General features: G+C 69.9%; 26 protein-coding genes and 1 riboswitch. Of the genes, 14 read left to right on the top strand and 12 right to left on the bottom strand.

Features of this window, described 5'->3' with window-relative positions; genetic code table 11:
* The first annotated feature begins 64 nt into the window (after positions 1-64).
* From ACESM1_RS21415 to ACESM1_RS21400, 4 genes are all read left to right on the top strand, one after another.
* Complete coding sequence (locus ACESM1_RS21415; RefSeq protein WP_372623239.1) at positions 65-802, top strand: F0F1 ATP synthase subunit A; 738 nt, start codon at positions 65-67, stop codon at positions 800-802.
* Positions 803-857: 55 nt separating this feature from the next.
* On the top strand, positions 858-1082 hold the full coding sequence (locus tag ACESM1_RS21410) for an ATP synthase subunit C family protein (protein WP_372623238.1): 225 nt from the start codon (positions 858-860) through the stop codon (positions 1080-1082).
* A gap of 141 nt (positions 1083-1223) precedes the next feature.
* The gene (locus ACESM1_RS21405; RefSeq protein ID WP_372623237.1) at positions 1224-1829 is read left to right on the top strand and encodes a F0F1 ATP synthase subunit B'; all 606 of its coding nucleotides are present in this window, start codon (positions 1224-1226) and stop codon (positions 1827-1829) included.
* A 12-nt stretch (positions 1830-1841) separates the two neighbouring features.
* The gene (locus ACESM1_RS21400; RefSeq protein ID WP_372623236.1) at positions 1842-2351 is read left to right on the top strand and encodes a F0F1 ATP synthase subunit B; all 510 of its coding nucleotides are present in this window, start codon (positions 1842-1844) and stop codon (positions 2349-2351) included.
* A 386-nt stretch (positions 2352-2737) separates the two neighbouring features.
* On the opposite strand, the gene ACESM1_RS21395 is transcribed toward ACESM1_RS21400, so the two are convergent.
* From ACESM1_RS21395 to ACESM1_RS21385, 3 genes are all read right to left on the bottom strand, one after another.
* Positions 2738-3523, bottom strand: a complete 786-nt coding sequence (locus ACESM1_RS21395) for an alpha/beta hydrolase family protein (RefSeq protein ID WP_372623235.1) — start codon at positions 3521-3523, stop codon at positions 2738-2740.
* Positions 3524-3717: 194 nt separating this feature from the next.
* Entirely contained in the window at positions 3718-4170 is a 453-nt protein-coding gene (locus ACESM1_RS21390; protein WP_372623234.1) for a GNAT family N-acetyltransferase, read from the bottom strand.
* Positions 4167-4727, bottom strand: a complete 561-nt coding sequence (locus ACESM1_RS21385; protein WP_372623233.1) for an NUDIX hydrolase — start codon at positions 4725-4727, stop codon at positions 4167-4169. Before ACESM1_RS21385 ends, ACESM1_RS21390 begins: the two co-directional genes overlap by 4 nt.
* Positions 4728-4884: 157 nt before the next feature.
* On the opposite strand from ACESM1_RS21385, the gene ACESM1_RS21380 reads away from it, so the two are divergent.
* Together ACESM1_RS21380 and ACESM1_RS21375 are read left to right on the top strand one after the other, a co-directional pair.
* Positions 4885-5088 carry a hypothetical protein gene (locus ACESM1_RS21380; protein ID WP_372623232.1) on the top strand — a complete coding sequence of 68 codons (204 nt, stop codon included), beginning with the start codon at positions 4885-4887 and terminating at the stop codon, positions 5086-5088.
* Between the two features lie 99 nt (positions 5089-5187).
* Entirely contained in the window at positions 5188-5355 is a 168-nt protein-coding gene (locus ACESM1_RS21375; protein WP_372623231.1) for a Flp family type IVb pilin, read from the top strand.
* 190 nt (positions 5356-5545) lie between these two features.
* Here the strand turns inward: ACESM1_RS21375 and gcvP are convergent, their stop codons facing one another.
* From gcvP to ACESM1_RS21355, 4 genes are all read right to left on the bottom strand, one after another.
* Positions 5546-8449, bottom strand: coding sequence for an aminomethyl-transferring glycine dehydrogenase (gene gcvP / locus ACESM1_RS21370; protein ID WP_372623230.1), 2904 nt, complete (start codon positions 8447-8449; stop codon positions 5546-5548).
* The gene (gene gcvH, locus ACESM1_RS21365; RefSeq protein ID WP_372623229.1) at positions 8446-8823 is read right to left on the bottom strand and encodes a glycine cleavage system protein GcvH; all 378 of its coding nucleotides are present in this window, start codon (positions 8821-8823) and stop codon (positions 8446-8448) included. The genes gcvP and gcvH overlap by 4 nt, the downstream gene beginning before the upstream one ends.
* 12 nt (positions 8824-8835) lie before the next feature.
* Positions 8836-9954, bottom strand: a complete 1119-nt coding sequence (gene gcvT / locus ACESM1_RS21360) for a glycine cleavage system aminomethyltransferase GcvT (protein ID WP_372623228.1) — start codon at positions 9952-9954, stop codon at positions 8836-8838.
* Positions 9955-10114: 160 nt separating this feature from the next.
* A riboswitch (glycine riboswitch) is annotated at positions 10115-10215 on the bottom strand.
* Between the two features lie 63 nt (positions 10216-10278).
* Entirely contained in the window at positions 10279-10797 is a 519-nt protein-coding gene (locus tag ACESM1_RS21355) for a hypothetical protein (RefSeq protein WP_372623227.1), read from the bottom strand.
* A 255-nt stretch (positions 10798-11052) separates the two neighbouring features.
* On the opposite strand from ACESM1_RS21355, the gene ispH reads away from it, so the two are divergent.
* Genes ispH through rnhA form a run of 3 tightly spaced genes read left to right on the top strand, consistent with a single transcriptional unit; the run spans position 11053 to position 13487 of the window.
* Entirely contained in the window at positions 11053-12057 is a 1005-nt protein-coding gene (gene ispH, locus ACESM1_RS21350) for a 4-hydroxy-3-methylbut-2-enyl diphosphate reductase (protein WP_372623226.1), read from the top strand.
* Positions 12058-12064: 7 nt separating this feature from the next.
* On the top strand, positions 12065-13045 hold the full coding sequence (locus ACESM1_RS21345; RefSeq protein WP_372623225.1) for a homoserine kinase: 981 nt from the start codon (positions 12065-12067) through the stop codon (positions 13043-13045).
* Positions 13046-13049: 4 nt separating this feature from the next.
* Positions 13050-13487, top strand: coding sequence for a ribonuclease HI (rnhA, locus tag ACESM1_RS21340; RefSeq protein ID WP_372623250.1), 438 nt, complete (start codon positions 13050-13052; stop codon positions 13485-13487).
* A gap of 20 nt (positions 13488-13507) precedes the next feature.
* On the opposite strand, the gene ACESM1_RS21335 is transcribed toward rnhA, so the two are convergent.
* Positions 13508-14356: a dioxygenase gene (locus ACESM1_RS21335; protein WP_372623224.1), complete on the bottom strand. Its 849-nt coding sequence runs from the start codon at positions 14354-14356 to the stop codon at positions 13508-13510.
* A gap of 285 nt (positions 14357-14641) precedes the next feature.
* Between ACESM1_RS21335 and ACESM1_RS21330 the strand changes: the two genes are divergently transcribed.
* The 3 genes from ACESM1_RS21330 to ACESM1_RS21320 are packed head-to-tail and all read left to right on the top strand — an operon-like array spanning position 14642 to position 16783.
* On the top strand, positions 14642-15193 hold the full coding sequence (locus ACESM1_RS21330) for a phosphonopyruvate decarboxylase (protein WP_372623223.1): 552 nt from the start codon (positions 14642-14644) through the stop codon (positions 15191-15193).
* 5 nt (positions 15194-15198) lie between these two features.
* Entirely contained in the window at positions 15199-15798 is a 600-nt protein-coding gene (locus ACESM1_RS21325) for a thiamine pyrophosphate-dependent enzyme (RefSeq protein WP_372623222.1), read from the top strand.
* 10 nt (positions 15799-15808) lie between these two features.
* Positions 15809-16783 carry a hydroxyacid dehydrogenase gene (locus tag ACESM1_RS21320; protein ID WP_372623221.1) on the top strand — a complete coding sequence of 325 codons (975 nt, stop codon included), beginning with the start codon at positions 15809-15811 and terminating at the stop codon, positions 16781-16783.
* Between the two features lie 3 nt (positions 16784-16786).
* Here the strand turns inward: ACESM1_RS21320 and ACESM1_RS21315 are convergent, their stop codons facing one another.
* Positions 16787-17575 (bottom strand): enoyl-CoA hydratase/isomerase family protein, encoded by a 789-nt coding sequence (locus ACESM1_RS21315; RefSeq protein ID WP_372623220.1) that lies wholly within the window; start codon positions 17573-17575, stop codon positions 16787-16789.
* 86 nt (positions 17576-17661) lie between these two features.
* On the opposite strand from ACESM1_RS21315, the gene ACESM1_RS21310 reads away from it, so the two are divergent.
* The gene (locus ACESM1_RS21310; protein WP_372623219.1) at positions 17662-18843 is read left to right on the top strand and encodes an enolase C-terminal domain-like protein; all 1182 of its coding nucleotides are present in this window, start codon (positions 17662-17664) and stop codon (positions 18841-18843) included.
* On the opposite strand, the gene ACESM1_RS21305 is transcribed toward ACESM1_RS21310, so the two are convergent.
* On the bottom strand, positions 18827-19849 hold the full coding sequence (locus tag ACESM1_RS21305) for an alpha/beta fold hydrolase (RefSeq protein ID WP_372623218.1): 1023 nt from the start codon (positions 19847-19849) through the stop codon (positions 18827-18829). The two genes, ACESM1_RS21310 and ACESM1_RS21305, sit on opposite strands and share 17 nt — an antisense overlap.
* Positions 19850-20100: 251 nt before the next feature.
* Between ACESM1_RS21305 and ltnD the strand changes: the two genes are divergently transcribed.
* The gene (ltnD, locus tag ACESM1_RS21300; RefSeq protein ID WP_372623217.1) at positions 20101-21003 is read left to right on the top strand and encodes an L-threonate dehydrogenase; all 903 of its coding nucleotides are present in this window, start codon (positions 20101-20103) and stop codon (positions 21001-21003) included.
* A gap of 184 nt (positions 21004-21187) precedes the next feature.
* Here the strand turns inward: ltnD and ACESM1_RS21295 are convergent, their stop codons facing one another.
* Both ACESM1_RS21295 and ACESM1_RS21290 read right to left on the bottom strand, forming a co-directional pair.
* Positions 21188-22537 carry an amidase gene (locus ACESM1_RS21295; RefSeq protein ID WP_372623216.1) on the bottom strand — a complete coding sequence of 450 codons (1350 nt, stop codon included), beginning with the start codon at positions 22535-22537 and terminating at the stop codon, positions 21188-21190.
* Positions 22538-22601: 64 nt separating this feature from the next.
* Positions 22602-22757, bottom strand: a complete 156-nt coding sequence (locus ACESM1_RS21290) for a hypothetical protein (RefSeq protein WP_372623215.1) — start codon at positions 22755-22757, stop codon at positions 22602-22604.
* Between the last annotated feature and the right edge of the window lie 141 nt (positions 22758-22898).

Below are 22898 nucleotides of genomic sequence, written 5' to 3'. Positions count from 1 at the left end.
CGAGGCTCCGCAACGCGCGGCGCCGCACCGGGGGATCGCAAGAGTGGCGGCGGAAGGCACGACGATGGACGCGCTCAGCCAGTTCGAGCTGAAGCCGGTGTTCGGCGCTCTGGGCGATGCCGTCGGCTTCACGCAGTCCAGCGCCCACATGCTGCTCGCGGTCGGCATCATCACGGCGCTGATGATGCTCGGCACCCGCCAGCGCGCGCTGATCCCGGGCCGCGTGCAGGCGCTGGCCGAATCGGCCTATGAATTCATCCACGACCTGGTGACGGGGCAGATCGGGGACGAAGGGAAGCGCTTCTTCCCCTTCGTGTTCTCCCTGTTCATGTTCATCCTGGTCGGCAACCTCCTCGGGCTGCTGCCCTACGCCTTCACCTTCACCAGCCACATCGCGGTGACCTTCGCCCTGGCGGCTGTGGTGTTCCTGCTGGTGACGATCGTCGCGCTGGCGATCCACGGCACGAAGTTCTTCGGTTACTTCTTCCCCGAGGGCGCGCCCAAGGCGCTGGCGCCGCTGATCATTCCCATCGAGCTGATCAGCTACCTGTCACGGCCGGTCAGCCTCTCGGTGCGTCTGTTCGCCAACATGGTCGCCGGCCACGTCATGCTGAAGGTCTTCGCCACCTTCGTGGTGCTGATCGGCGGCAGCGCGGGGGTGCTCGGCGTGCTCGGCGCGTCGTTGCCGCTGGCGCTCAACGTTGCCCTGGTGGGGTTCGAGATCCTGGTGGCCTTCCTGCAGGCCTATGTGTTCGCGATCCTGACCAGCATCTACCTGCACGACGCAGTGCATCTGCACTGAACCGTCGGCGGACAGCCAACCCACCCACCCGACAATCCACGGAAGGATTTTTCCCATGGAAGTTCTCGCCGCGAAGGCCCTTGGGGCCGGCATCGCCGTCATCGCGCTCGCGGGCGTCGGCATCGGCATCGGCAGCATCTTCTCCGCGATGGTCTCGGCCGTCGGCCGCAACCCGGCCGCGCGCGACAGCGTCTTCCCGATCGGCATCCTGGGCTTCGCGCTGACCGAGGCCGTCGCGCTCTTCGCCCTGCTCATCGCCTTCCTCATCCTCTTCACCTGAGCCGGATCGGGCAGCCGCAATCGCGGCTGTCCCAGGTTCCGGGTGGGCGCCATGCGGCGCGGGATGAGATTCGGTCCCGCACCGCTGCGCCAGGAGCCCCGGCTCGACATCGCCGGGGCGACCGCAACTGAGGAGCACACGATGCGTGGGCTAGTGACCGCCGCCGTGCTGGGCGGGCTCGCACTTCCTTCCCTGGCCCTGGCGGCCACGGTCGGCGCGGTGCCGGTCGAGGGCATGCCGCAGCTGGCCTTTGGGCATCCGCTGCAGGGCCGCTATTTGCTGGCCAACATCGTCTGGCTGCTGCTGATCTTCGGCCTGCTCTACTACGTCATGGCGCATTACGCCCTGCCGCAGGTGGGCAGCGTCATCGCGGATCGTGCGGCCCGGATTGCTGCCGACCTCGAAGCTGCGCAGGGCGCCAAGTCAGAGGCCGAATCCGCAATGGCCGCACACCGCGAGGCGACTGCCAGGGCGCGGGCGGAAGCCCAGGCCGCGATCGCCGAAGCGCTGCAGCAGGCCCAGGCCGAGGCCGCGACCCGCAGCGAGGAACTCAACCGCCGCCTTGCGCAGCAGATCGAGGAGGCCGAGGGCCGCATCACCGCCGCGCGCGACGCTGCGATGGGCGCACTGCGCCAGGTTTCGGCCGAGACGGCGGAATCCCTGGTCGCGAAGCTGACGGGTCGCGTGGATCCGGCCCTGGTCGGCCGCGCGGTGGACCGGGTTCTCGCCGCCCGCGCGCGGGCCTGAGGGGGGATCGGGATGGACCACACTTACGAACACTTCTGGCTCGACCCGAAATTCTGGGTCGCGGTCTCCTTCGTTGTCTTCTTTGCCCTGGTCGGGCGCATGGCCTGGGCACGCCTCTCGGCGATGCTCGACGGTCGCGGCGCGCGCATCCGGGCAGAACTTGACGAGGCCGCGCGGCTGCGCGCCGAGGCGGAGGAGATGCGCCGTCAGGCCGATGCCGAGCGCACCGCCGCGCACCGCGAGGCGGAAGACATGCTCGCCCGCGCACGTGCCGAGGCTGAGCGCGTCGCCCAGGCTGCCGCGGCAGAGGCCGAGGCGAGCGCAAAGCGGCGCGAGCGCATGGCCCTCGACCGCATCGCCGCGGCCGAGGCGAGCGCGGTGGCCGAAGTCCGCGCCGCTGCGACCGAAGTGGCGGTCACCGCGGCGCGCGAGGTGCTGGCGGCCAATATCGATGCCGGGGCCGATGCCGAACTGATCGACGATGCGGTCGCCGATCTGCCGCGAGCGCTCCGCGCCGCTTGATCTCCGCTGCGGCGATCAATGGCCGCCTGCCAGGGCGGATGCAGGACGGGGGCCCCTGTGGCCCCCGTTCTCATTCGGTGAGCTCGGCCGTTGCTCTCCGCCAAGCTGAATTGGTGGGACCGGCTGGAGCACCAACGGCCGCACCGCGGCGCGGATTGCCCCCGGCCTCATCGGCGTCCTGGTGGCGCGGACCGCAACCCCGCGGCGCCAGATCGCGTTGAGCGCGCATGGCCAGCAGCAAGCCAGGGGACGAGCCGGACGGGAAGCAGACGGGGGACGTTCCCTGCCCTGACTGCAAGGGAAGTGGGCGCCGGGGGCAGCAGCCCTGCCCGACCTGCGAGGGCACGGGCCTCGTCCGGCAGATCGTCGGCGACGCCTGACCGAGGTCAGAACCCCTTCACCTCAAGGCGGTCCCCCGGCGCGAGTACAGCGGGCGCGCCCGCGGCGAGCCTGCCGCGGGCATTCACGTCCTTCTCCAGCACTGCGCGCAGGAACAGAACGGCCAGCGCCGCGGTGCGCGCATGATAGGTGGGCTCCGCCCAGCGACCGCCAACCGCGCCCTCATCTGCGAAAGCCGAATGCGCAGCGCCTGCCAATACGGCGAGCACCTGCGGCGCGCGCGCTATGAAGCGGAAGGGGATCTCACGGTCGCCTGGGCTGGCGCCCTCCACCCAGCCATGGTCCGCGGTACCGGTGACGTGCAGCATGGGCGTCTCCACCGCCGCGAACGCAAGCTGTGGCGGCAATCCGCGCGGCGGCGAGGGCGACAGGGCGATGCCGGCGTGCAAACGTCGCTCCGGCAGCGGCAGCCCCCGGCCTCCACCGGGGATGCGCTGTCCCATCATGTGCTGCACCAGCCAAGCGCCGTAGGAATGCCCGGCCATCGCCAGCCGTTCGGGATCCACCCGGCCGGCGAGCGGATCGCCCCCGGCTTCGGCGCGACGCAGCAGCTCGTCCACGGCGAAGATCCCATCCTGCAGCCTGGCCAGGGCGTTCCGGACATCGAGCGCCGCCGCGGCAAGCGCGTGGCCGCGCTGCGCCGCGCCGCGCCAGATCGCACTGTCGCTGCCGGGATGCTGTAGATGGATGGCGACAAAGCCTGCCTCGGCGAGGCCCTGGCCAAGATAGGCGAGCCCCTCTCGAGAGCCGCCGAGGCCGTGGCTGATCAGCACGGCCGGTCGTAGCCCGTTTGCCGAGGGGAAGCGCAGCAGAACCGGGATGTCCCGGTCGCGGGTGGCGTCTCGCCAGAGGGTGCGCCGCGGTTCCGGCAATGATGCGCGTGCGCTTCCTGTCGGAGCGGCGGTGACCAGTGCGAGCAGGGCGCGGCGCGACATCTGGGCCCAAGGCAGCGGGCCGGGTGAGGGCTTCACGGCAGTTTCTTGTCGTAGGTGATCCACATGGTCCGAGTCGCCAGCCGGTCGTAGACGCCGCGGCCGCGGTAGTTGTCGTCGGCGGTGATCCAGCGAATCACGCTCCAGCCGCGGCGGCGGCCCTCGGCGGCCACGGCCTCGATCAGCGCGTCGGCCACGCGGCCGCCACGCGCCTCGGGTGCGACGAACAGGTCATCGAGGAAGCCGCCGATGCTCGCCGAGAGCGGCCTTGCAAAGGGACGGTAATGCGCGAGCCCGATGGCGCGGCCGTCCTGATTCTCCGCCACCAGGCCGTTCACCTCGTGGTCGGTGTCCATCAACCAGTTCCAGACCGTATCGCGCATCTCCGCCGTCTGGCTGACCTTGTAGAAGGTGGCATAGCCTGCATAGAGCCGCTCCCAGTCAGCCCTGTGGTGGGCGGCGACCGGCGCGATCAGGGGCGCGTTCACACCCGGATGCGCCCGGCTGCGGCGAGCCCCGCCAGTATGGCGCCGACATGCATCGCCTGGCCGAAAGCGCCCTCGGTGATGGCGGCGAGGACATCCGCGACCGGCCAGGCTTCGACCCGTATGCTCTCGCCTGGCTCATGGGCCACCGGCGCCACCTCCGTCACGTCCTTCGCAAGCAGGACATGCAATCGGTTGGTCTGGATCGCCGGGTTCGGCCAGGCGGCGTAGAGGTGCCGCCAAGCCTGCGCGGCGTGCCCGGTCTCCTCCAGAAGTTCGCGCCGCCCGGCGGCAATGGCGTCGGCGTCGCCAGCGTCGATGACGCCCCCCGGCAGTTCCAGGCACCAGTTCTGGACCGCATGCCGCCACTGGCGGATCAGCACGAGCCGGTCGTCCGCGGTCAGGGGAACCACGACTGCCCAGTCCGGGTAGGCGAGCACGTACCAGGGCGTGAGTTCTTCACCGGCGGCGTTCCGCAGCCGGTCGGCGCGCAGGCTGATCCAGCGGTCCTCGATCAGCGTTTGGCTTTCCAGGACGGTCCAGGGCGACGGCTCGGTCATTCATTGAGGGTCGCTGGACCGCCTGGAATGCGCAAGCGTCGCTTTGTCTGCCGAACCGGCAAGGAAACCTTGCATTGTAGGCATGGGTCGGCTAGACATTCGCGAATTCCGCGATGATTTAGACATTCGCGGCGGGCAAGGGTGGGTGGCCTGACCGATGCGCTTCATTGTCGAGATTTCGTCTCGAGGTTGCGACCGTCGTGGCGTGGCGGCCCTGGAGTATGCCCTGCTTGGCGCCCTGCTGGCGTCAGTTCTGGCCGCTGCATCGGTTGGCCTGATGCCCAACGTCCAGGCCGCCTTCGAGCGGATGGCGCCCGCAGAAGCCGGACCGGCTGTTTCGGCGCGCTTCCGCCCGAACTGACGGGAAAGCCGCAATCCGCCGTTTGGACATCGTCACGGTTGCAGCGCGGTAAGCCATCAGCTACGGTGACGCCGGACCGGACAGGCCGGAGCGCGGACCATGCTCAATCTCCTGAAAGCGATGGCGGCTGACACTAGAGGCATCAGCAGCCTTGAGTATGGCGTGATCGGCGCAGCGATCATTGGTACTCTGGCGGTGAGCACGCCGCCATTGGCGGCTGCGCTTATGCCGCTCTTTACCGCCATCACGACGGGCCTCTCGACCTGATCTTGGCTTCGGTCGAGGTTTCGGGACAGCAATCCGGCAGAACAAGGTCTGCAATCGAACGTTCAGAGCGGGCCTTGCAGGCTATTCGGCCCGTCTGAACAGGCTAGTACGCCGAGGCGCAGCGCCGTTTCAGTTGCGCGCCCGGCGAACGTCCGACGTGAAGAATGCCGGACGTCGCCAGATCACCCCTTCACTCAGCCGCCTGCGCGTAGGCTTCCAATGGCGCGCAGGTACAGACAAGGTGACGGTCGCCATGGACATTGTCCACGCGCTTGACCGGTGGCCAGTATTTCCGTGCGGCGATCCAGGGCAGCGGGAAGGCGGCCTGCGTGCGGGTGTAGGCATGCTTCCAATCGTCGGCCATCACTTCTGAAACCGTGTGCGGCGCGTTCTTCAGCGGGTTGTCACGCGGGTCGGCGCGGCCCTGCTCGATGGCGCGGATCTCGCCACGGATCGCGATCATCGCCTCGATGAACCGATCGAGCTCGCCCTTGGTCTCGGACTCGGTCGGCTCGACCATCAGCGTGCCGGCGACCGGCCAGGACATCGTCGGCGCGTGGAAGCCGAAATCCTGCAGGCGCTTGGCGATGTCCTCCACCGTCGCGCCGCCATTCTGCTGGAAGCCGCGGCAGTCGAGGATGCATTCATGCGCGACCATACCGTTCCTGCCGCGGTAGAGGATCGGATAGTGCGGCGCGAGCTTCGCGGCGATGTAGTTGGCATTCAGGATCGCCACCTCTGTCGCGCGCGTCAGCCCCTCCGGCCCCATCATGCGGATGTAGGCATAGGAGATCGGCAGGATGGAGGCGCTGCCGAAGGGCGCAGCGCTGACCGGGCCGAAGCCGGTGGCGGGCCCGGCCTCGGCCACCAACGGGTGATTTGGCAGATGCGGCGCGAGATGCGCGGCCACGCCGATCGGGCCGACGCCCGGCCCGCCGCCGCCATGCGGGATGCAAAAGGTCTTGTGGAGATTCAGGTGGCACACATCGGCGCCGATTGCGGCCGGCGACGTGAGGCCGACCTGCGCGTTCATGTTCGCGCCATCCATGTAGACCTGCCCGCCCTTCTGATGGACCAGCGCGCAGATCTCGCGGATCTCTGTCTCGAACACACCATGTGTCGAGGGGTAGGTGACCATCAGCGCGGACAGTTTCCCCGCGTGCTGCTCCACCTTCGCGCGCAGATCGGCGAGGTCCACGTTGCCCTCGCGGTCGCAGCCCACGACGACCACCTTCATCCCCGCCATGACTGCGGAGGCGGGGTTGGTGCCATGCGCACTGCTCGGGATCAGGCAGACATCGCGATGGCCCTCGCCGCGCGCGTGGTGGTACGCACGGATCGCGAGCAGCCCGGCGTACTCACCCTGGCTGCCGGCATTGGGCTGCAGCGAGACGGCGGCAAAGCCGGTGATCGTGGCCAGCCAGGATTCCAGCCGTCGGATCATCTCGATGTAGCCTTCGGCCTGGTCCACCGGCGCGAAGGGATGGATGGCGCCGAAGCCTGGGAAGGTGACGGGGATCATCTCGGCCGTCGCGTTCAGCTTCATCGTGCAGGACCCCAGCGGGATCATGCTGCGGTTCAGCGCGACGTCCTTGTCCTCCAGCGACTTCAGGTAGCGGAGCATGGAATGCTCCGCATGGTGGCTGTTGAAGACGCTCGCGGTGCAGAAGGCGGACTGGCGCGCGAGCGCCTCCGGCAAGCCGCCATGCGGGACGATCGCCTCCAGCGTCGGCGGCTGGGCGTGCGCCGTCTCGGCAATGGCCGCGACCAGCTGCGCCAAGTCCTTGCGCGTCACCGTCTCGTCGAGCGCGATGCCGACGCCGCCACTCGCGTAGCGCGCCAGGTTGAATCCGCGCTTGAGCGCATTGGCGATCAGCGCCTCCTGCCGCTCACCGGCCTGGATCGCGACGGTATCGAAGAAGGTGTCGTGGCGCAGCGCGAAGCCGGCGGCCTTCGCCGCGCCCGCAACCATCCGCGCCTGCAGCGCGACGCGGCGGGCGATGCGCCTCAGACCCTCCGGACCGTGCCAGACGGCGTACATGCTGGCCATCACCGCCAGCAGCACCTGCGCGGTGCAGATGTTGGAGGTCGCCTTCTCGCGCCTGATGTGCTGCTCGCGCGTCTGCAGGGCGAGGCGCATGGCGGGCGTGCCCGCGGCGTCCACGGAGACACCCACGAGCCGCCCCGGCATCAGCCGCTTGAGCGGATCCTTCACCGCCATGTAGGCGGCGTGCGGGCCGCCAAAGCCCATCGGCACCCCGAAGCGCTGGGTGGAGCCGACGACCACATCCGCCCCCATCTCGCCCGGCGGCGTCAGCAGAACGAGGGAGAGTGGGTCGGCGGCGACGATGGCCAGCCCGCCGACCGCCTGCACCGCGGCAATCTCCGTGCGCAGGTCGCGCGCCTCGCCGCTGTCACCGGGGTATTGCAGAAGCAGCGCGAAGGGTTTCCGGTCCGCGACAACCGCCGCAACCTCGGCCGGCGGTGCGACCACCACCTCGACGCTGAGCGGCTCGGCGCGGGTGCGCAGCACGGCGAGGGTCTGCGGCAGCACGTCGGACGCCACCACGATAACGTCGGATTTTGACCTGGTCGCGGCATGGGCGAGCGTCATCGCCTCCGCCGCGGCAGTCGCCTCGTCGAGCAGCGAGGCGTTGGCGACCGGCAGGCCGGTGAGGTCGGTCACCATGGTCTGGAAGTTGAGCAGCGCCTCAAGCCGGCCCTGCGCGATCTCTGCCTGGTAGGGGGTGTAGGCGGTGTACCAGCCCGGATTCTCCAGCACGTTGCGCAGGATCACCGGCGGTGTCAGCGTGCCGTGGTAGCCGAGGCCGATCAGCGACTTGACGTCGGTGCGATTCCTTGCGGCGAGCGCGCGCAGTTCTGCAATGGCGGCGGCTTCGGGGACCGCCTCGGGCAGCGCGGCGCGGAAGCCTTCGCGGATTGCGGCGGGCACCGTCTTGGCGGCGAGGTCGTCAAGGCTCCCGGCGCCGACCTCGCGCAGCATCGCGGCGATCTCCGCGTCCGAGGGCGCGACGTGGCGGCGGACAAATTCGGCGCGATCCTCGAGCGCGGTAAGGTCGTCAAGCGCACTCATGCGACGGTCTCCAGGAAGGCGGCGTAGGCGGCCTCGTCCATCAGCGCGCCGAGCGCGGCGGCGTCCACGCCCTCCAGCCGGAAGAACCAGCCTTCGTCGGTTGGGGAGGAATTGATGAGCCCGGGATTCTCGCCGAGCGCGGCGTTGGATTCCAGCACGCGGCCGGCCACGGGTGCGTAGACATCCGATGCGGCCTTCACACTCTCGACCACGGCGATGGCCTCGCCGGCGGTCACTTCGCGGCCGGCCTCGGGAAGATCCACGAAGACCACGTCGCCGAGCGCATTCTGCGCATGGTCGGTAATGCCGACCGTGGCCACGTCGCCCTCCAGGCGAACCCATTCATGGTCCTTGGTGAAGCGCAGTTCGGACATCGGGACGGCTCCTCAGCGAGCGTAGCGGTGGGGTGTGAAGGGCAGCGGTGCGACGCGCGCCGGAAGCGGCTTTCCGCGCACCATCAATTCGAGCGGCGTGCCATCGGCGGCGTGTCCGCGCGCAACGTAGCCCATGGCGACGGGACCGTTGACGGAAGGACCGAAGCTGCCGGAGGTGACTTCGCCCAGCGCCCCGCCGCCGGCCGGCGCGTGGATCGCGGTGTGCGCGCGGGCGGGCTGGCGGCCTTCGGGGCGGATGCCGACGCGCAGGCGCTTGGCGCCGCTGTCGAGTTCCTCCCGCACGCGCTCGGCGCCGGGAAAGTTCCATTCGGTGCGGCGGCGCTTGCCGATGGTCCAGACCAGATTGGCCTCGACCGGGCTCGTGGTCTCGTCGATGTCGTTGCCGTAGAGGCAGAGGCCGGCCTCCAGCCGCAGCGAATCGCGGGCGCCGAGGCCGGCGGGCTGCACGCCTGGCAGCCCGAGCAGCGCGCGGCAGAACGCCTCGGCGCGGTCGGCGGGGACCGAGATCTCGACACCGTCCTCACCTGTGTAGCCGGAGCGGCTGACGACGGCTTGCGTGCCGGCGATGTCGAAGGTGCCGATGCCCATGAAGGGCAAGGCGGCGATGCCCGGCGCCAGCGTCGCGATGCCGGCGACCGCCTGCGGTCCCTGCAGCGCGACCAGCGCGCGGTCGGGCAGGGTGCGCAGCGTCACGCCGGCGGGCAGCGCCGCCTCGATCAGCGCGAAATCCTCCGCCTTGCGGGAGGCATTGACCACCAGGAACAGCCGGTCCCCGAGGTTCGCCACCATGAAGTCGTCGAAGATGCCGCCAGTCATGGTCATCAGCAGGCCGTAGCGCTGCCGGCCGGGCTTCAATCCCTGCACATCGGCCGGCGTCAGCGATTCGAGTGCTGCGGCCGCGCCCTCGCCCAGCAATTCGGCCTGACCCATGTGCGAGACGTCGAACAGCGCCGCGGCGCTTCGGCAATGCAGGTGCTCGGCCATGATCCCGGCCGGATACTGCACGGGCATGGCATAACCCGCGAATGGCACCATGCGCCCGCCGAGTTCGCGGTGCAGCGATAGCAGGGGTGTTTCGAGCAGATGCTCGCCGCTGAGGGTCTCGGCCACGGTGCCTCCAAGGGCTCCCGCCGCCGGAATGGCGTCGGGTGATCCGTGGCCCCCCTCTGTCCCGTGACCTGAGAGATTCGGCGGCACTTTCCCGGCGGAAAGGGACGCGTTACTCCGTCGGTGCCGTGCCCCGTTCGGGGCACGGGCTTTCCAGAGGTCCCTACCCCGCGCGGCCCTTCTGCCTGAGCGTTTCCGGGGGCCGGTTGCGCCTTCGGCGGGACGGAAGCCTTGCGGCACCGCCCTCTCTCCCGCACGGGATCAGCAGGATAACAGGCATATGGCGCAACGGCGTTCCCGGCGCAACCGGACCCTCGCGCTCTCGCCTCAACGCGGCCCGCGCTGCCGGTTCAGCGCAAGTTCCTCCGGCGTCAGTTGGAAGGATAGCCGCACCACGTAATCCGAAGCCCGGCGGCCTTCCGGGAGAGGCACGACGACCTGTACCGGCCGGCCAGACGCCTCGGCGCGCTGGACATTGGGTGGGAAGGTCACCGGGGTGGTCTGTGCCACCCGGGCGAGGATCCTGGTGTCGGCCGTGTCGCTCAGCGCGACGAACCAAGGCAGGTCGGCGCCGCGGCCCGCCGCGGCGGGGCCGCGCTCGGCTTCAAAACGCGGGGTGATGCGGACCTCAAGCGCGCGGAGATCGCCGCCGGCATAGTCGCAGCGCGCGTCGAACCCGGTGATGCGGGCATCGAGCGTCAGCGCCGTTAGGTCGCGCGCCGCGCCGGTGCGGAAGCGCGTGAGATCGGCGCCATCAGCCAGGATGGCAATGCGCGGGCAGGGCGCCGAGCCGGCGGGCAACGGCGACCCGCCGCAAGCCGTGATCAGCAGCGGGAGCGCGAGCATGGCTGCCATCCTGCCACCCCGGCCCACGCCGCTCAGCGCGCCATCGCGGCGCCTGCCCCCAAGACCCAGCCCCATCCGGCCCTCCGCCCCTCGCCGGCGCCGCCCTGGCCCGGCCGTCCCGATCAGGCGGCGGGTGGGCTGGCGCTTCGCCATCCCCTCCGGTATCGCATCGCCGCCGGCGGCGGGCCACCCCTGCACCGGCGGCACACCCATAGCACGGCCCCCGCAACCCGCACCCCCAGCATCGCGACGCGCATGACCCTTTCCGCCGAGAGGCCGAAGCTGACCCTGCTGCTCGCCGCCCCGCGTGGGTTCTGCGCCGGTGTGGACCGCGCCGTCCGCATCGTTGAGGAGGCGCTCGCCCGCCATGGCGCGCCCGTCTATGTGCGGCATGAGATCGTCCACAACCGCCAGGTGGTCGAGAGCCTGCGCGGCAAGGGTGCTGTCTTCGTGGCGGAACTCGACGAGGTGCCCGATGACGGCCGCCCGGTGGTCTTCAGCGCGCATGGCGTGGCGAAGTCGGTGGTGTCGGAGGCGCTGCGCCGGCGCTTCTTCACCCTCGACGCCACCTGCCCGCTGGTCACCAAGGTGCATCGCGAGGTGGAGCGCCATCATGCGCGCGGGCGCCATCTCCTGCTGATCGGCCATTCCGGCCATCCTGAGGTGATCGGCACCATGGGCCAGCTCTCGCCGGAAGCGGTGACGCTGGTGGAGGATGTGGCGGGCGCGCGCAGTGTGCAGCCGCCTGCCGGCGTGCCGCTCGCCTGGAGCAGCCAGACGACGCTCTCCGTTGACGACACCGCAGAGATCGTCGCGGTGCTGACAGAACGCTTCCCTGGTCTCATCGGCCCGGCGAAGGAGGATATCTGCTACGCCACCTCGAACCGACAGGCCGCGGTGAAGACGATCGTCGCGCGCGGGGCGGAGCTGGTGGTGGTTGTGGGCGCGCCGAACTCCTCCAATTCCCGCCGGCTGGCCGAGGTGGCGGAGCGCGCCGGCGCGCGGCGCGCGGTGCTGGTGCAGCGCGGTGCGGACCTCGACCTCTCGCTGGTCGAGGGCTGCCGCACGGTCGGCCTCACCGCCGGCGCCAGCGCCCCGGAAGCGCTCGTGCAGGAGGTGATCGCGCATCTCGGCGGGTATTTCGAGCTGGCCATCGAGGAGTTGCGCGTGGCGGACGAGACGGTCGAGTTCCGTCTCCCGCCCGCGTTGGCGCGGGACCTCCCGTCCGCGCTCGACCGGCGCACGCTGGCGGCGGATTGAGGCGGGCGTGGCAGTCTACACCGAGGTCACCGACGAGGCCCTTCGCGCCTTCCTCGCGGAATACGACATCGGCGGGTTGCTCGCCTTCCGCGGCATCGCCGAGGGGGTGGAGAATTCCAACTACGCCCTGCGGACCGAGCGAGGCGATTTCATCCTGACGCTTTACGAAAAGCGGGTGGACCCGGCGGAGCTGCCCTATTTCCTCGGGCTGATGGACTATCTTGCGGCGCGCGGCGTGCCCTGCCCTACGCCGGTCGATGGCAGGGACGGGGAAGCGCTGCGGTCGCTGTGTGGCCGGCCTGCGGCGATCTGTACCTTCCTCGAAGGCGTCTGGCCGCGCCGCGTGCGGCCGGAGCACCTGGCGCCGCTGGGTGCGGAGCTCGGGCGGCTGCACCTGGCAGGGCTGGGTTTTCCGGTATACCGCCCGAATGCGCTTGGTCCGGGCGGCTGGCCGAAGCTGTTGGACGGTTGCCGGGCACGCGGCGACGAGGTTTCGCCCGGGCTGATCGCGGAGCTGGATCGCCACCTGGCGGACATGCTGGCGCAATGGCCCCGCGACGGCCTGCTGCCGGATGGCCATATCCATGCCGATCTGTTTCCGGACAACGTCTTCTTCCTGCCCGATGCGGCGGGGAAGCCGCGCGTCTCGGGGTTGATCGACTTCTATTTCGCCTGCACCGACCTGCTGGCCTATGACGTTGCGGTCTGCCTCAACGCTTGGTGCTTCGAAGCGGACGGGGCGTTCAACGTGACCAAGGCGAGGGCGCTGATCGGCGCCTACGCCGCTGCGAGGCCGCTGACGCCGGAAGAGCGTGCGGCGCTTCCGGTGATGTGCCGCGGGGCGGCGATCCGGTTCCTGCTGACGCGGCTTTATGACTGGACGCACACGCCGCCCGGTGCGCTGGTGACGCGGAAGGATCCGCTCGAATACCTCCGGAAGCTGCGCTTCTTCGCCGCTGCCGTATCGCCGGAGTCGATCGGTGCCTGAAGACATGGCGGTCGAGATCTGGACGGATGGCGGTTGCCGCCCGAATCCCGGGCCGGGCGGCTGGGCGGCGATCCTGCGCTACGGCTCGACGGAGAAGGAACTCTCCGGCGCCGACCCCGCCACGACCAACAACCGAATGGAACTGACCGCGGCGATCAACGCGCTGGAGGCGCTGAAGCGTCCCTGCAAGGTGGTGCTGCACACCGACAGCGAATACGTCCGCAACGGCATGGAACGCTGGGTGAAGGGCTGGGTGCGCAACAACTGGCGCAACAGCGCCCGTGACCCGGTGGCGAACTACGAATTGTGGCAGCGCCTGCTGGACGCCGCCAAGCCGCATGAGGTGGATTGGCGCTGGGTGCGCGGCCATGCGGGGAACCCGATGAACGAACGCGCGGACGCCCTGGCCACCGCGGCGCGTGAGGCGCTGGTCCGTTCCTGACCAGCGGCCCAGGAGCGGCATCAGTCCGCATCGAGCTTTGGGATGCGGAACTCGTAGGCGAGCTTCGCGGGCTTCCCCTCCTTCTTCGGCAAATCCCAATCGGTGACCAGGCTGGCCTTCACACCGAACACCGCGTCGTCGTGCAGGTAGGGATCGCCGTCGCGGAAGATGTGTGTGATCAGGTCGCGGTAGCCCGGCATCTTGATCCAGAAATGGACATGTGTCGGCCGCATCGGGCCGCGCCCCATCGCGGACAGCACACGGCCCACCGGCCCATCATGCGGCACCGGGTAGCTCGACGGCATCACCGTATGGAAGGCGACCACGCCGTCCGGCCCGGTCACGAAACGGCCGCGCATGCTGTGCGCATCGCCGAGCTGGCTGTCGTAGAACCCCTCCGGCGAGGTGTGCCAGGCATCCACCTGGGCGCCCTCAAGCGGTCTTCCCTGCTCGTCGCAGACTTTCACCTCCACCTCGAGCGGCTCGCCGGGCACGTCGCGGGACAGGTTCTCGCCGTTGGTCATCCGCGGCGGGTTCTCGCGGTGGAACGGCCCGAGGACGGTGGTCTCGCTGACGCTGGCGTGGCTGCGATGGGCGATCGCATCCACCAGCATGGAGACGCCGAGGATGTCCGACAGCAGGATCACCTCCTGCCGCTTGTCGTCGCACCATTTGCCGAGTTCGGTGACGAAGGCGACGCCTTGCTCCCATTCTTCCGGCGTCAGCTCCACCTCCCGCACGAAGGCGTGGACGTGCCGGATCAGCGCTTCCATCACCTGCTTCACCCGAGGCGCGGCATCGGGGCGGATCCGGTCGATCACCGCCTGGGTCAGGTTGTCGCTGGTGTAGGTAACGTGGCGGTCGGCCATTGCGGTTCTCCTCGTCGCACATGATGAGCATGCCCTGCCGGCCCATGCCACGCTCACCGGCTCCGTACCACGGCCGTTGAGCCTGGATGCTTCAGGCGTGTCGAACTCAGGGCGGCGAACGGGTCGTTCCGGAGAAGGCGGGTCTGAACATGGGCCGTCTTGCAATCTAAGATAGATAATAGTTTTCCAGAATACCATCATAGGTTGAGTCAACTGGTTGCGCTTGCCCGTCTTGTCAGGCCGGCACCGCCGCCGGAGGATGCGCCCTTCTCCGGAGGACAAGGTATGGATCGCGACGCGCTGGAAATGCGCCCCGATGCGGCGGCGAGTTGGCCAGACCAGATCTACGACACACTGAAGGCACACGGCATCACCGAGGTGGCACTGGTGCCCGACGCCGGCCATTCTCGCCTGATTCGCCGCTGCCTGGCCGATTCCGCGATGCGCGTGGTGACGCTGACGACCGAGGAGGAAGGCGTCGCGATGCTGGTCGGCAGCTGGCTCGGCGGCGCCAAGGGCGTGCTGCTGATGCAGTCCTCCGGCGTCGGCAACTGCGTCAACATGCTCTCGGTCCCGGTGCTCCACCGGGCGCCGCTGCCGATGCTGGTGACGATGCGGGGCGATTTCGGCGAGTTCAACCCGGCGCAGATCCCGATGGGCAGCGCCACCCAGGCGGTGCTGGAGGCGATGGGCACGATGGTCCGCCGCGCCGACACGCCGGGCGACGTCGCGCCCGTGGTGGATGCGGTGATCCGCCTGGCCTTCAACACCTTCCGCCCGACGGCCGCGCTGCTCGGGCAGCGCCTCATCGGCGCCAAGACCTTCGGCAAGGACTGAGCGCGATGACCGCTTCCGGAACGCTCGACCGCCGCGCCGTGGTGCGCGAACTGCTCACCGACCGCGGCGACCTGCTGGTCGTCGCCGGCCTCGGCGCCTCCGCCTGGGACATCACGGCCGCCGGCGATTGCGCGACCAACCTGCCGCTCTGGGGCGGCATGGGCGGCGCGGCGATGATCGGGCTCGGCGTCGCCCTGGCGCAGCCCTCCCGGCGAGTGCTGGTGATCACCGGCGATGGCGAGATGCTGATGGGCATCGGCTCGCTGGCGACCATCGCGATCACCAGGCCGGCCAACCTCTCCGTCGTCGTGCTCGACAACGAGCATTACAGCGAGACCGGCGGGCAGGAGACGGCGACGCGCCACGGCGTGGACCTTGCCGCCATCGCCAAGGGCGCCGGCATCGCGGATTCGCGCACCCTGCACGCGATGCAGGAGATCGGGCCGCTGCGCCAGGCGATCCATGCCGCGGAGGCGCCGCTCTTCGCCGTGGTGAAGGTCGCGGCCGGCAACCAGCCGCTGGTGCTGCCGCCGCGCGAAGGCGCCTTCCTCACCGCGCGCTTCCGCGAGGCCGTGCTCGGCCCCGCGGCCCATCACCAGCTTTGAGCGCAGGCGCATGCCCCACGTCATCTGTCCGCAGGCCATCCACCCCGATGCGCAGGCGCTGATCACCGGCACGCCGGGCTTCACGCTGGAGATCCTGCCGGACCGCGGCCCTGCCACGCTGGCTGCCCGCCTGCCCGAAGCCGATGCGCTGATCCTGCGCACCATCCTGGTGGACCGTACGTTCCTCTCCCATTGCCCGAAGCTGCGCATCCTGGCGCGGCACGGTGTCGGCTACGACATCATCGACATCCCGGCGCTGACCGAACGCGGCATCCCGGTGACCATCACGCCGGAAGCCAATGCCGTGTCTGTGGCCGAGCACGCGCTGATGCTGATGCTCGCCTGCATGCGCAAGCTGCCGGGCTACGACGCCAATGTGCGCCGCTTCCTCTGGGCCGCGCAGCCCGACCTGCCTTCCTTCGAACTGGCGGGCAAGACGGTGCTCATCTTCGGCTTCGGACGCATCGGCGCGCGCGTCGCGCGGCTGTGCAAGGCCTTCGACATGCGGGTGCTGGTGCGCGACCCCTATATGCCGAAGGGAACGATCCGCGGCGCGGGCTATGAGCCGGTGGATGACGTGGCAGCCGCGCTGGCGGCAGCCGACATCGTGACGCTGCACTGCCCCTCCAACGCCGAGACGCGCAACATGGCGGATGCGGCCTTCCTCGCCGCGATGAAGCGCGGCGCCGTGCTGGTGAACTCCGCGCGCGGCACGCTGGTGGAGGAGGCCGCGCTGGACCGCGCGCTGCGGGAGGGCCATCTCGGCGCTGCCGGCCTGGACGTGTTCGAGGAGGAGCCGGTGGCGACACCGATCCCGCTGCTCGGCGCGCCGAACCTGATCTGCACCCCGCATGTCGCGGCCAGCACGCAGGAGGGCCTGCATCGCATGGCGTTGGAGAGTGCCTCAGCGGTGCTGGACTTTTTCGCGGGGCGTCTGGACCCCGAGGTGGTGGTGAACCGCGAGGTGCTGCGGCGCAACGATTGAGCGTCAGTTTCCCGTCCACTCGGGCTTGCGCTTCTCCAGGAAGGCGCGGATGCCTTCCTGGAAGTCCGCGCTGCCGAAGCAGAGCGTCACCAGGTCGTCGCCATGGATCGGCCCGGCGGCCATGCGCAGCCGCTTGAGCGCGAACTTCGTTGCGGTCAGCGTGCGCGGCGCCAAGCCGGCGATGTGCTCCGCAAGTTCCATTGCGCGGGCCTCCAACGCCTCCGGCGTGTCCAGCACCTCGGAGACGAGGCCCAGCTTCAGCGCTTCCTCGGCCTCGATCAGCCGTGCGGTGAAGACCAGCTCCTTCACCCTTGCCGGGCCGATCAGCGCGGCGAAGCGCGAGTAGTTCGCCATCGAGAGGCAATTGCCGAGCGTGCGCGCGATCGGCAGGCCGAAGCGGGCATTGGCGGCGGCGATGCGCAGGTCGCAGACACCGGCTATGCCGAGGCCCCCGCCGGTGCAGGCCCCGGCCACCGCGGCGATCACCGGCTTCGGGCAGTCCTCGATGGCAGAGAGCACGCGGTCGATCCGCGTCTCGTAGTCCAGCGCGTCCTGGCCGGTGCGGAAAGTAGTGAACTGGCTGATGTCGGTGCCGGCCGCGAAAGCCTTGCCGCCGGCGCCGGTGATCACCCAGGCGCGGATGGCGGGATCCTCGGCGACGGCCTTGGCCTGCTCGAACAGGCCCTCGTACATCGCGAAGGTCATCGCGTTGCGCGATTGCGGTCGGTTGAGCGTGGTCCAGGCCACGCAGCCCCCATGGGGGCCGCGCGTCTCATGCAGGATGTCGGTCATCGGCTGCCTCATGGAGTTCGCCCCCTCTTGTGCCGGCGGCTGGGGCGGGGCGACAAGGGGGCTAAGCGAAGCCAGGACACGGACGCATGCGTATCGTCAGCGTGAAGCAGGGTGTGGCGCCGATCAGCAGTGCCATTGCCAACGCCTATATCGACTTTTCCAAGATGACCGCCTCGATCGTGGCGGTCACGGTCGAGGGGCCGGGCGGCAGGCGCGCAACCGGCTACGGTTTCAATTCCAACGGCCGCTATGCCCAGCCGGGCCTGCTCGCCGAACGCTTCGTCCCACGCCTGACCGAGGCGACCGAGGCGCAGGTCACCGCTGCCGATGGGACTCTGGACCCCGCCGGCGCCTGGGCGGCGATGATGAAGAACGAGAAGCCCGGCGGCCATGGGGAGCGTAGCGTGGCCGTCGGCGTGCTGGACATGGCGCTTTGGGACGCCGCGGCGAAGCTCGCCGGCGTTCCGCTCTGGCGCCTGCTGGCGGACCGATACAATGGCGGCCAGGCTGACGAGGCCGCCTGGGTCTATGCCGCCGGCGGCTACTACTACCCCGGCAAGGGCGTGGACCAGCTGGTCGAGGAGATGAAGCGTTACCTCGCCATGGGCTATTCCACCGTGAAGATGAAGATTGGCGGTGCTCCCGGCACCGGCCTGAAGGAGGCGCTTGCCGACGATCTGGCGCGGATCGAGGCGGTGCTGCAGCTGCTCGGTGGCGACGGGTCGAGGCTCTGCGTGGACGTCAACGGCCGTTTCGGTTTGCATGCTGCGCTCACCTACGCCGCGGCGCTGCGCCCGTTCAACCTGCGCTGGTACGAGGAGCCGCTGGACCCGCTGGACTACGCCACGCATGCGACGCTCGCCGAGCATTACGGCCCGCCGATAGCAACAGGAGAAAACCTGTTCTCGATGCTGGATGCGCGCAACCTGATCCGCCATGGCGGGCTGCGCCCGGACCGGGACATACTGCAGTTCGATCCCGCGCTCTCCTACGGACTGGTCGAGTATCTGCGCACCTTGCAGATGCTGGCGGAACATGGCTGGAGCCCGCGCCGCTGCGTGCCGCATGGCGGCCACCAGTTCGCCCTGAACATCGCTGTCGGCCTCGGCCTTGGCGGCAACGAGAGCTACCCGGAGGTCTTCGCGCCTTTCGGCGGCTTCGCCGATGACGTGCCGGTGCGGGACAGCCGCGTGCGGATGCCGGAGATCCCCGGCATCGGCTTCGAGGCGAAGAACGAGCTCTATGCCGTGCTCAGGACGCTGGACTGAGAGGGCGGCCCGCCAGCCAGGCAGGCGCGTCCTCATCGGCGCCGGAGGGCAGGGGCGCCGCAGGGTCGCCGAGGAAGCCGAGGACATCCCGCACCACCTCCGCCCGGTTGCGGCCGGCGAGCAGCAGGTGGAAGCCCTCGGCGTAGACGCCGAGGCGCGGGCGAACCTCCGCCGGCAGGCGCCGCAGCGCGGCGCGGCTGGCGTAGGACGGCACGACGGTGTCCCGGGCGCCCAGCAGCATGAGTGTGGGCACAAGCTGGCCGGCGGCGTTGCGGCAGCACAGCGGCAGCGCGGCGACGGCCTCGTCCATCAGATCCACCAGCCCGACCGCGGCATCCACCCGTGTGTGCCGGATGACGAGCGGATCACGGCCCATGCGGCGCAGAGCGGCGGGGTTGTCGCTGGCGACCACACCCCCGACGCCGCCCTGGAACGGGACCACGGGAATGGTGCGCGCGACGAGCCAGAGCCCGCCCCGCATCAGCGGGTTCATCGCATCGCGGGACCAGATGGCGGGGGTGAGCAGGACATACCCATCCACCGGCGGTGGTGCTGCGCCGGCGCTGGCAAGGATCGCCACCGACGCACCCATGCTTTCGCCCAACAGATAGAACGGCAGGCCGGGATGGCGCCGCCGCAGCAGCCGGGCCGCCTCCGCCGCGTCCGAGGCGAGCGTCCCCGCGCCAGGCCAGTAGCCGCGGTTGGGTGCCCGGCCAAAGCCACGCTGATCATAGGCATAGACCAGCAGGCCGGCCTGGTTCAGCGCCTCGATGCTGTCGGTGAGAAAGTTGCCGGAGTGATCGTTGAAGCCGTGCAGCGCAAGCAGCATGGCGCGTGGCGCGCCTGCGGGCGGGAAGCGGCGCAGCGGCAGGACCGCCCCGTCGGCAGCCAGGATGGCATCGTCGCGGAGGTCGGGCGTCGCCATGGGCGGCCCGGCGGGCAGCACGACGGGGCTGCAGCCCGCTCCCACCGCGAGCATGGCCGCGAGCAGCGCGCTTCGGATCATGCCGGGGCGGGCACCGATGGAACGGACATAGCAAAACTATACACCATCGCGCCGCTGCCTGTGAAAGCGGAACGGCACCCTGACACAGGCCTTGGTCCCGGCCCATATCAGCACGATGCCGCCGATTCCAACACTCAGCCGAATCGTCCTGGTGCTGCTGGCCATTGCCGCGGTCATCCAGATCCTGGTCCTCGTCTTGCGCTGACGCGGCCATCCGGCGACGGTCGCTCCTTGGATGGGAGGGCAGGCGGATGCGGGTGGGCGTGATCGGACTTGGGGCGATGGGAATGGGTGCGGCCCGGTCGTGCCTCCGTGCCGGGCTGGCGACGACCGGCTGTGACCTGCGCGAAGCGGCACGGGACGCCTTTGCCGCCGCTGGTGGCCAGGCTTGCGCGCGTCCGTCTGACCTGCCGGAGGCCACCGAAGCGGTGCTGCTGCTGGTGGTCAATGCCGCGCAGACCGAAGCCGCGTTGTTCGGGCCGGAGGGCTGCGCAGGCAGGCTGAAATCGGGTGCGGTGGTGATCTCCTGCGCCACCATGTCCCCTTCCGATGCGGAGCGCCTGGCGGCGGAAGCGGAACGGCGCGGCTTGCTCTATCTTGATGCGCCGGTGTCGGGCGGCGCGGCCAAGGCCGCTTCGGGTGAGATGACGGTGATGGCTTCCGGCAGCCCGGCGGCCTTCGGCAAGGCCGAGCCCGTGCTGGCGGCGGTGGCGACGAAGGTCTGGCAGCTTGGCGACCGTCCGGGCATCGGCGCGACGGTGAAGGTGGTGCACCAGTTGCTGGCCGGCGTGCACATCGCCGTGGCGGCGGAGGCGATGTCGCTCGGTATCCGCGCCGGTGCCGACCCGCGCCAGCTCTATGAGGTGGTAACGAGCGCCGCCGGCAATTCCTGGATGTTCGAGAACCGCATGGCGCGCGTGCTGGAGGGCGATGACGCCCCGCGCAGCGCGGTGGACATCTTCGTCAAGGATCTCGGCCTGGTGGCGGAGTTGGCGCGCAGCCTGGACCATCCGGTGCCGCTTGCCAGCCAGGCCCAGCAACTCTTCACGGCCGCCAGCGCAATCGGCCACGGTCGGGCCGACGACGGATTCGTGATCCGCGTCTGGCAGGCACTGACCGGGATTCCGCTGCCCGGCGCGAAGGGCGGAGCGTAGCCTCGGGCTTGCCGGCCGCCTGACCCGGCCCATTTCGCCCAATGCAGGGGACCGGAAGGCGCAACGGAGGGCACTGGGATGGATGTGCTGCGCTTGGCTCTTATCCTGCTCGCCTGCTGGGTGGCCGCGCTGGTTGTGCGGCCGCGCCGACGCCCGGAGGAGGAGAGCGAGCCGGCCTGAGTAGCTACGCCGCCAAAACCGCTTCCATAGCCCGGGCAATCGTCAGCAGCTTCGCGTCGCCCATTCGTTCACCCATCAGCATGAAACCGACGGGCGCCTCGCCGGGCGCATGGCAGGGCAGGCTGATCGAGCAGCGGTCGAGGAAATTGGCCACGCTGGTGTTGCGCAGCAGCAGCAGGTTGATGCGGTTGTATTCGGTTTCCTCCTCCACCGCGGCGATGGCGGGCGGCGTCAGCGGGCAGGTCGGCGTCACCACGGCGTCAAAGTGCGCGGTGCGGCGCGCGACCGCGGCGATGATGCGCGTGCGCGCCTGCGTCAGTTCGATGTACTCGGCCGCCGACATGCGTTCGCCGCGCAGGATGCGGGCGAGGATGCGCGGGTCGTAGGCGTCGCGCCGGTGCGCCAACAGGGGGCGGTGCCACGCCCAGGCCTCGCTCGCGGCAAAGCCGCCGGTGGCATTGGCACTGGGGATTTCCGCCAGTTCCGGCACGTCCAGCTTCTCGATGCGCGCGCCGGCGGCGGAAAGCCGCGCCAGCGCGCGCTCGAAGGCGGTGGCGACCGCAGGCTCCCAGCCTTCCGTCACATAGCCCTGCAGCACGCCGAGCTTCAGGCCCGCGACCGGCAGCGGCAGGCCCGGGGACCAAGGGTCCTCCCCGGCCATCAGGCTGTCCAGCAGCGCGCAGCAACCGACCGAGCGCGCCAGCGGGCCGAGGCTGTCCAGCGTGAAGGAGAGAGGCAAGGCGCCAGCCAGCGGCACGCGGCTGGCCGTCGGCTTCCAGCCGACGATGCCGCACAGTGCGGCCGGGATCCGGCAGGAGCCGCCGGTGTCGGAACCCAGCCCGGCGAAGCCCATCCCGTCTGCCGTGGCGACCGCCGCGCCGGCGGAGGAGCCGCCCGGCAGGCGTCCCGTGGCTCGATCCCAGGGCGAGCGCGGCGTGCCGAAATGCGGGTTCACGCCGAGGCCGGAGAAGGCGAATTCCGTCATGTTGGTGCGCCCGAGCACCACGAATCCGGCGTGCTCCAGCCGGGCGACGGCCGGCGCAGTGGCCGCTGCGGGTGCCGCATCCGCGAGCGCGACGGAGCCGGCGCGGGTTACCTGGCCGGCCTGATCATAGAGATCCTTGATGGTGATCGGGATGCCGGCCCAGGGGCTCGGTGCGCGTCCGGCGGCGCGCAGCATATCCATGGCACTTGCCGCCGCGCGCACCTGTTCGCCCTGCACTGCGATGAAGGCGCGCGCGCCTTCACCTTGCGGATCGGCGATACGCGCCAGCGCCTCCTCCACCAGGGTCGTGGCGGTGAGGCGGCCGGCGGCGAGGTCGTCGGCCGCTTGGGCGATGGTCGGAAAGGGCATGGATCGGCATCCGGCGCAGCTATGCGCCGATGCTGCGCGGCCCGTCGCGTGGCCGCAAGCGGGGTCAGCCCGGCGCCGGCTTGGATCCGGGGTCGTTCGCGGGCGGGTTCGCGAGCACAAGTTGCACCGCCCATGGGTACAGCAGGAACCCGACCGCCGCTGCCGGAACGAGCGGCACCTCGGGCATCTCTACCTTGCCCGCCTCGCCTTCGCCTTCCATCCAACCCACCCCTCACTGCAATGAGGCGGGGAGCGCAGGCCGGGTGCCCGGGTTCCGTGCCGACGGCGATTTGACAGGGCGCGCGATCGGGCCCGTATGATGGCGGCCGCAACCCGGCTGCCCAACGCGCCGGTTGGGAGG

The sequence above is a fragment of the Falsiroseomonas sp. genome (assembly GCF_041690465.1).
Classification (GTDB): Bacteria; Pseudomonadota; Alphaproteobacteria; order Acetobacterales; family Acetobacteraceae; genus Falsiroseomonas.
This window is presented reverse-complemented; position numbering and strand designations above follow the sequence as displayed.

Bases quoted from the DNA above. Each gene is read 5' to 3' on its own strand.
- rnhA (WP_372623250.1), top strand. From the start codon at position 13,050: ATGGCGGTCGAGATCTGGACGGATGGCGGTTGCCGCCCGAATCCCGGG.
- ACESM1_RS21315 (WP_372623220.1), bottom strand. From the start codon at position 17,575: ATGACCGACATCCTGCATGAGACGCGCGGCCCCCATGGGGGCTGCGTG.
- ispH (WP_372623226.1), top strand. From the start codon at position 11,053: ATGACCCTTTCCGCCGAGAGGCCGAAGCTGACCCTGCTGCTCGCCGCC.
- ACESM1_RS21410 (WP_372623238.1), top strand. From the start codon at position 858: ATGGAAGTTCTCGCCGCGAAGGCCCTTGGGGCCGGCATCGCCGTCATC.
- ACESM1_RS21290 (WP_372623215.1), bottom strand. From the start codon at position 22,757: ATGGAAGGCGAAGGCGAGGCGGGCAAGGTAGAGATGCCCGAGGTGCCG.
- ACESM1_RS21385 (WP_372623233.1), bottom strand. From the start codon at position 4,727: ATGACCGAGCCGTCGCCCTGGACCGTCCTGGAAAGCCAAACGCTGATC.
- ACESM1_RS21320 (WP_372623221.1), top strand. From the start codon at position 15,809: ATGCCCCACGTCATCTGTCCGCAGGCCATCCACCCCGATGCGCAGGCG.
- ACESM1_RS21380 (WP_372623232.1), top strand. From the start codon at position 4,885: ATGCGCTTCATTGTCGAGATTTCGTCTCGAGGTTGCGACCGTCGTGGC.
- ACESM1_RS21310 (WP_372623219.1), top strand. From the start codon at position 17,662: ATGCGTATCGTCAGCGTGAAGCAGGGTGTGGCGCCGATCAGCAGTGCC.
- ACESM1_RS21375 (WP_372623231.1), top strand. From the start codon at position 5,188: ATGCTCAATCTCCTGAAAGCGATGGCGGCTGACACTAGAGGCATCAGC.
- ACESM1_RS21405 (WP_372623237.1), top strand. From the start codon at position 1,224: ATGCGTGGGCTAGTGACCGCCGCCGTGCTGGGCGGGCTCGCACTTCCT.
- ACESM1_RS21305 (WP_372623218.1), bottom strand. From the start codon at position 19,849: ATGATCCGAAGCGCGCTGCTCGCGGCCATGCTCGCGGTGGGAGCGGGC.
- gcvP (WP_372623230.1), bottom strand. From the start codon at position 8,449: ATGAGTGCGCTTGACGACCTTACCGCGCTCGAGGATCGCGCCGAATTT.
- ACESM1_RS21295 (WP_372623216.1), bottom strand. From the start codon at position 22,537: ATGCCCTTTCCGACCATCGCCCAAGCGGCCGACGACCTCGCCGCCGGC.
- ACESM1_RS21400 (WP_372623236.1), top strand. From the start codon at position 1,842: ATGGACCACACTTACGAACACTTCTGGCTCGACCCGAAATTCTGGGTC.
- ltnD (WP_372623217.1), top strand. From the start codon at position 20,101: ATGCGGGTGGGCGTGATCGGACTTGGGGCGATGGGAATGGGTGCGGCC.
- gcvH (WP_372623229.1), bottom strand. From the start codon at position 8,823: ATGTCCGAACTGCGCTTCACCAAGGACCATGAATGGGTTCGCCTGGAG.
- ACESM1_RS21325 (WP_372623222.1), top strand. From the start codon at position 15,199: ATGACCGCTTCCGGAACGCTCGACCGCCGCGCCGTGGTGCGCGAACTG.
- ACESM1_RS21355 (WP_372623227.1), bottom strand. From the start codon at position 10,797: ATGCTCGCGCTCCCGCTGCTGATCACGGCTTGCGGCGGGTCGCCGTTG.
- ACESM1_RS21415 (WP_372623239.1), top strand. From the start codon at position 65: ATGGACGCGCTCAGCCAGTTCGAGCTGAAGCCGGTGTTCGGCGCTCTG.
- ACESM1_RS21335 (WP_372623224.1), bottom strand. From the start codon at position 14,356: ATGGCCGACCGCCACGTTACCTACACCAGCGACAACCTGACCCAGGCG.
- ACESM1_RS21330 (WP_372623223.1), top strand. From the start codon at position 14,642: ATGGATCGCGACGCGCTGGAAATGCGCCCCGATGCGGCGGCGAGTTGG.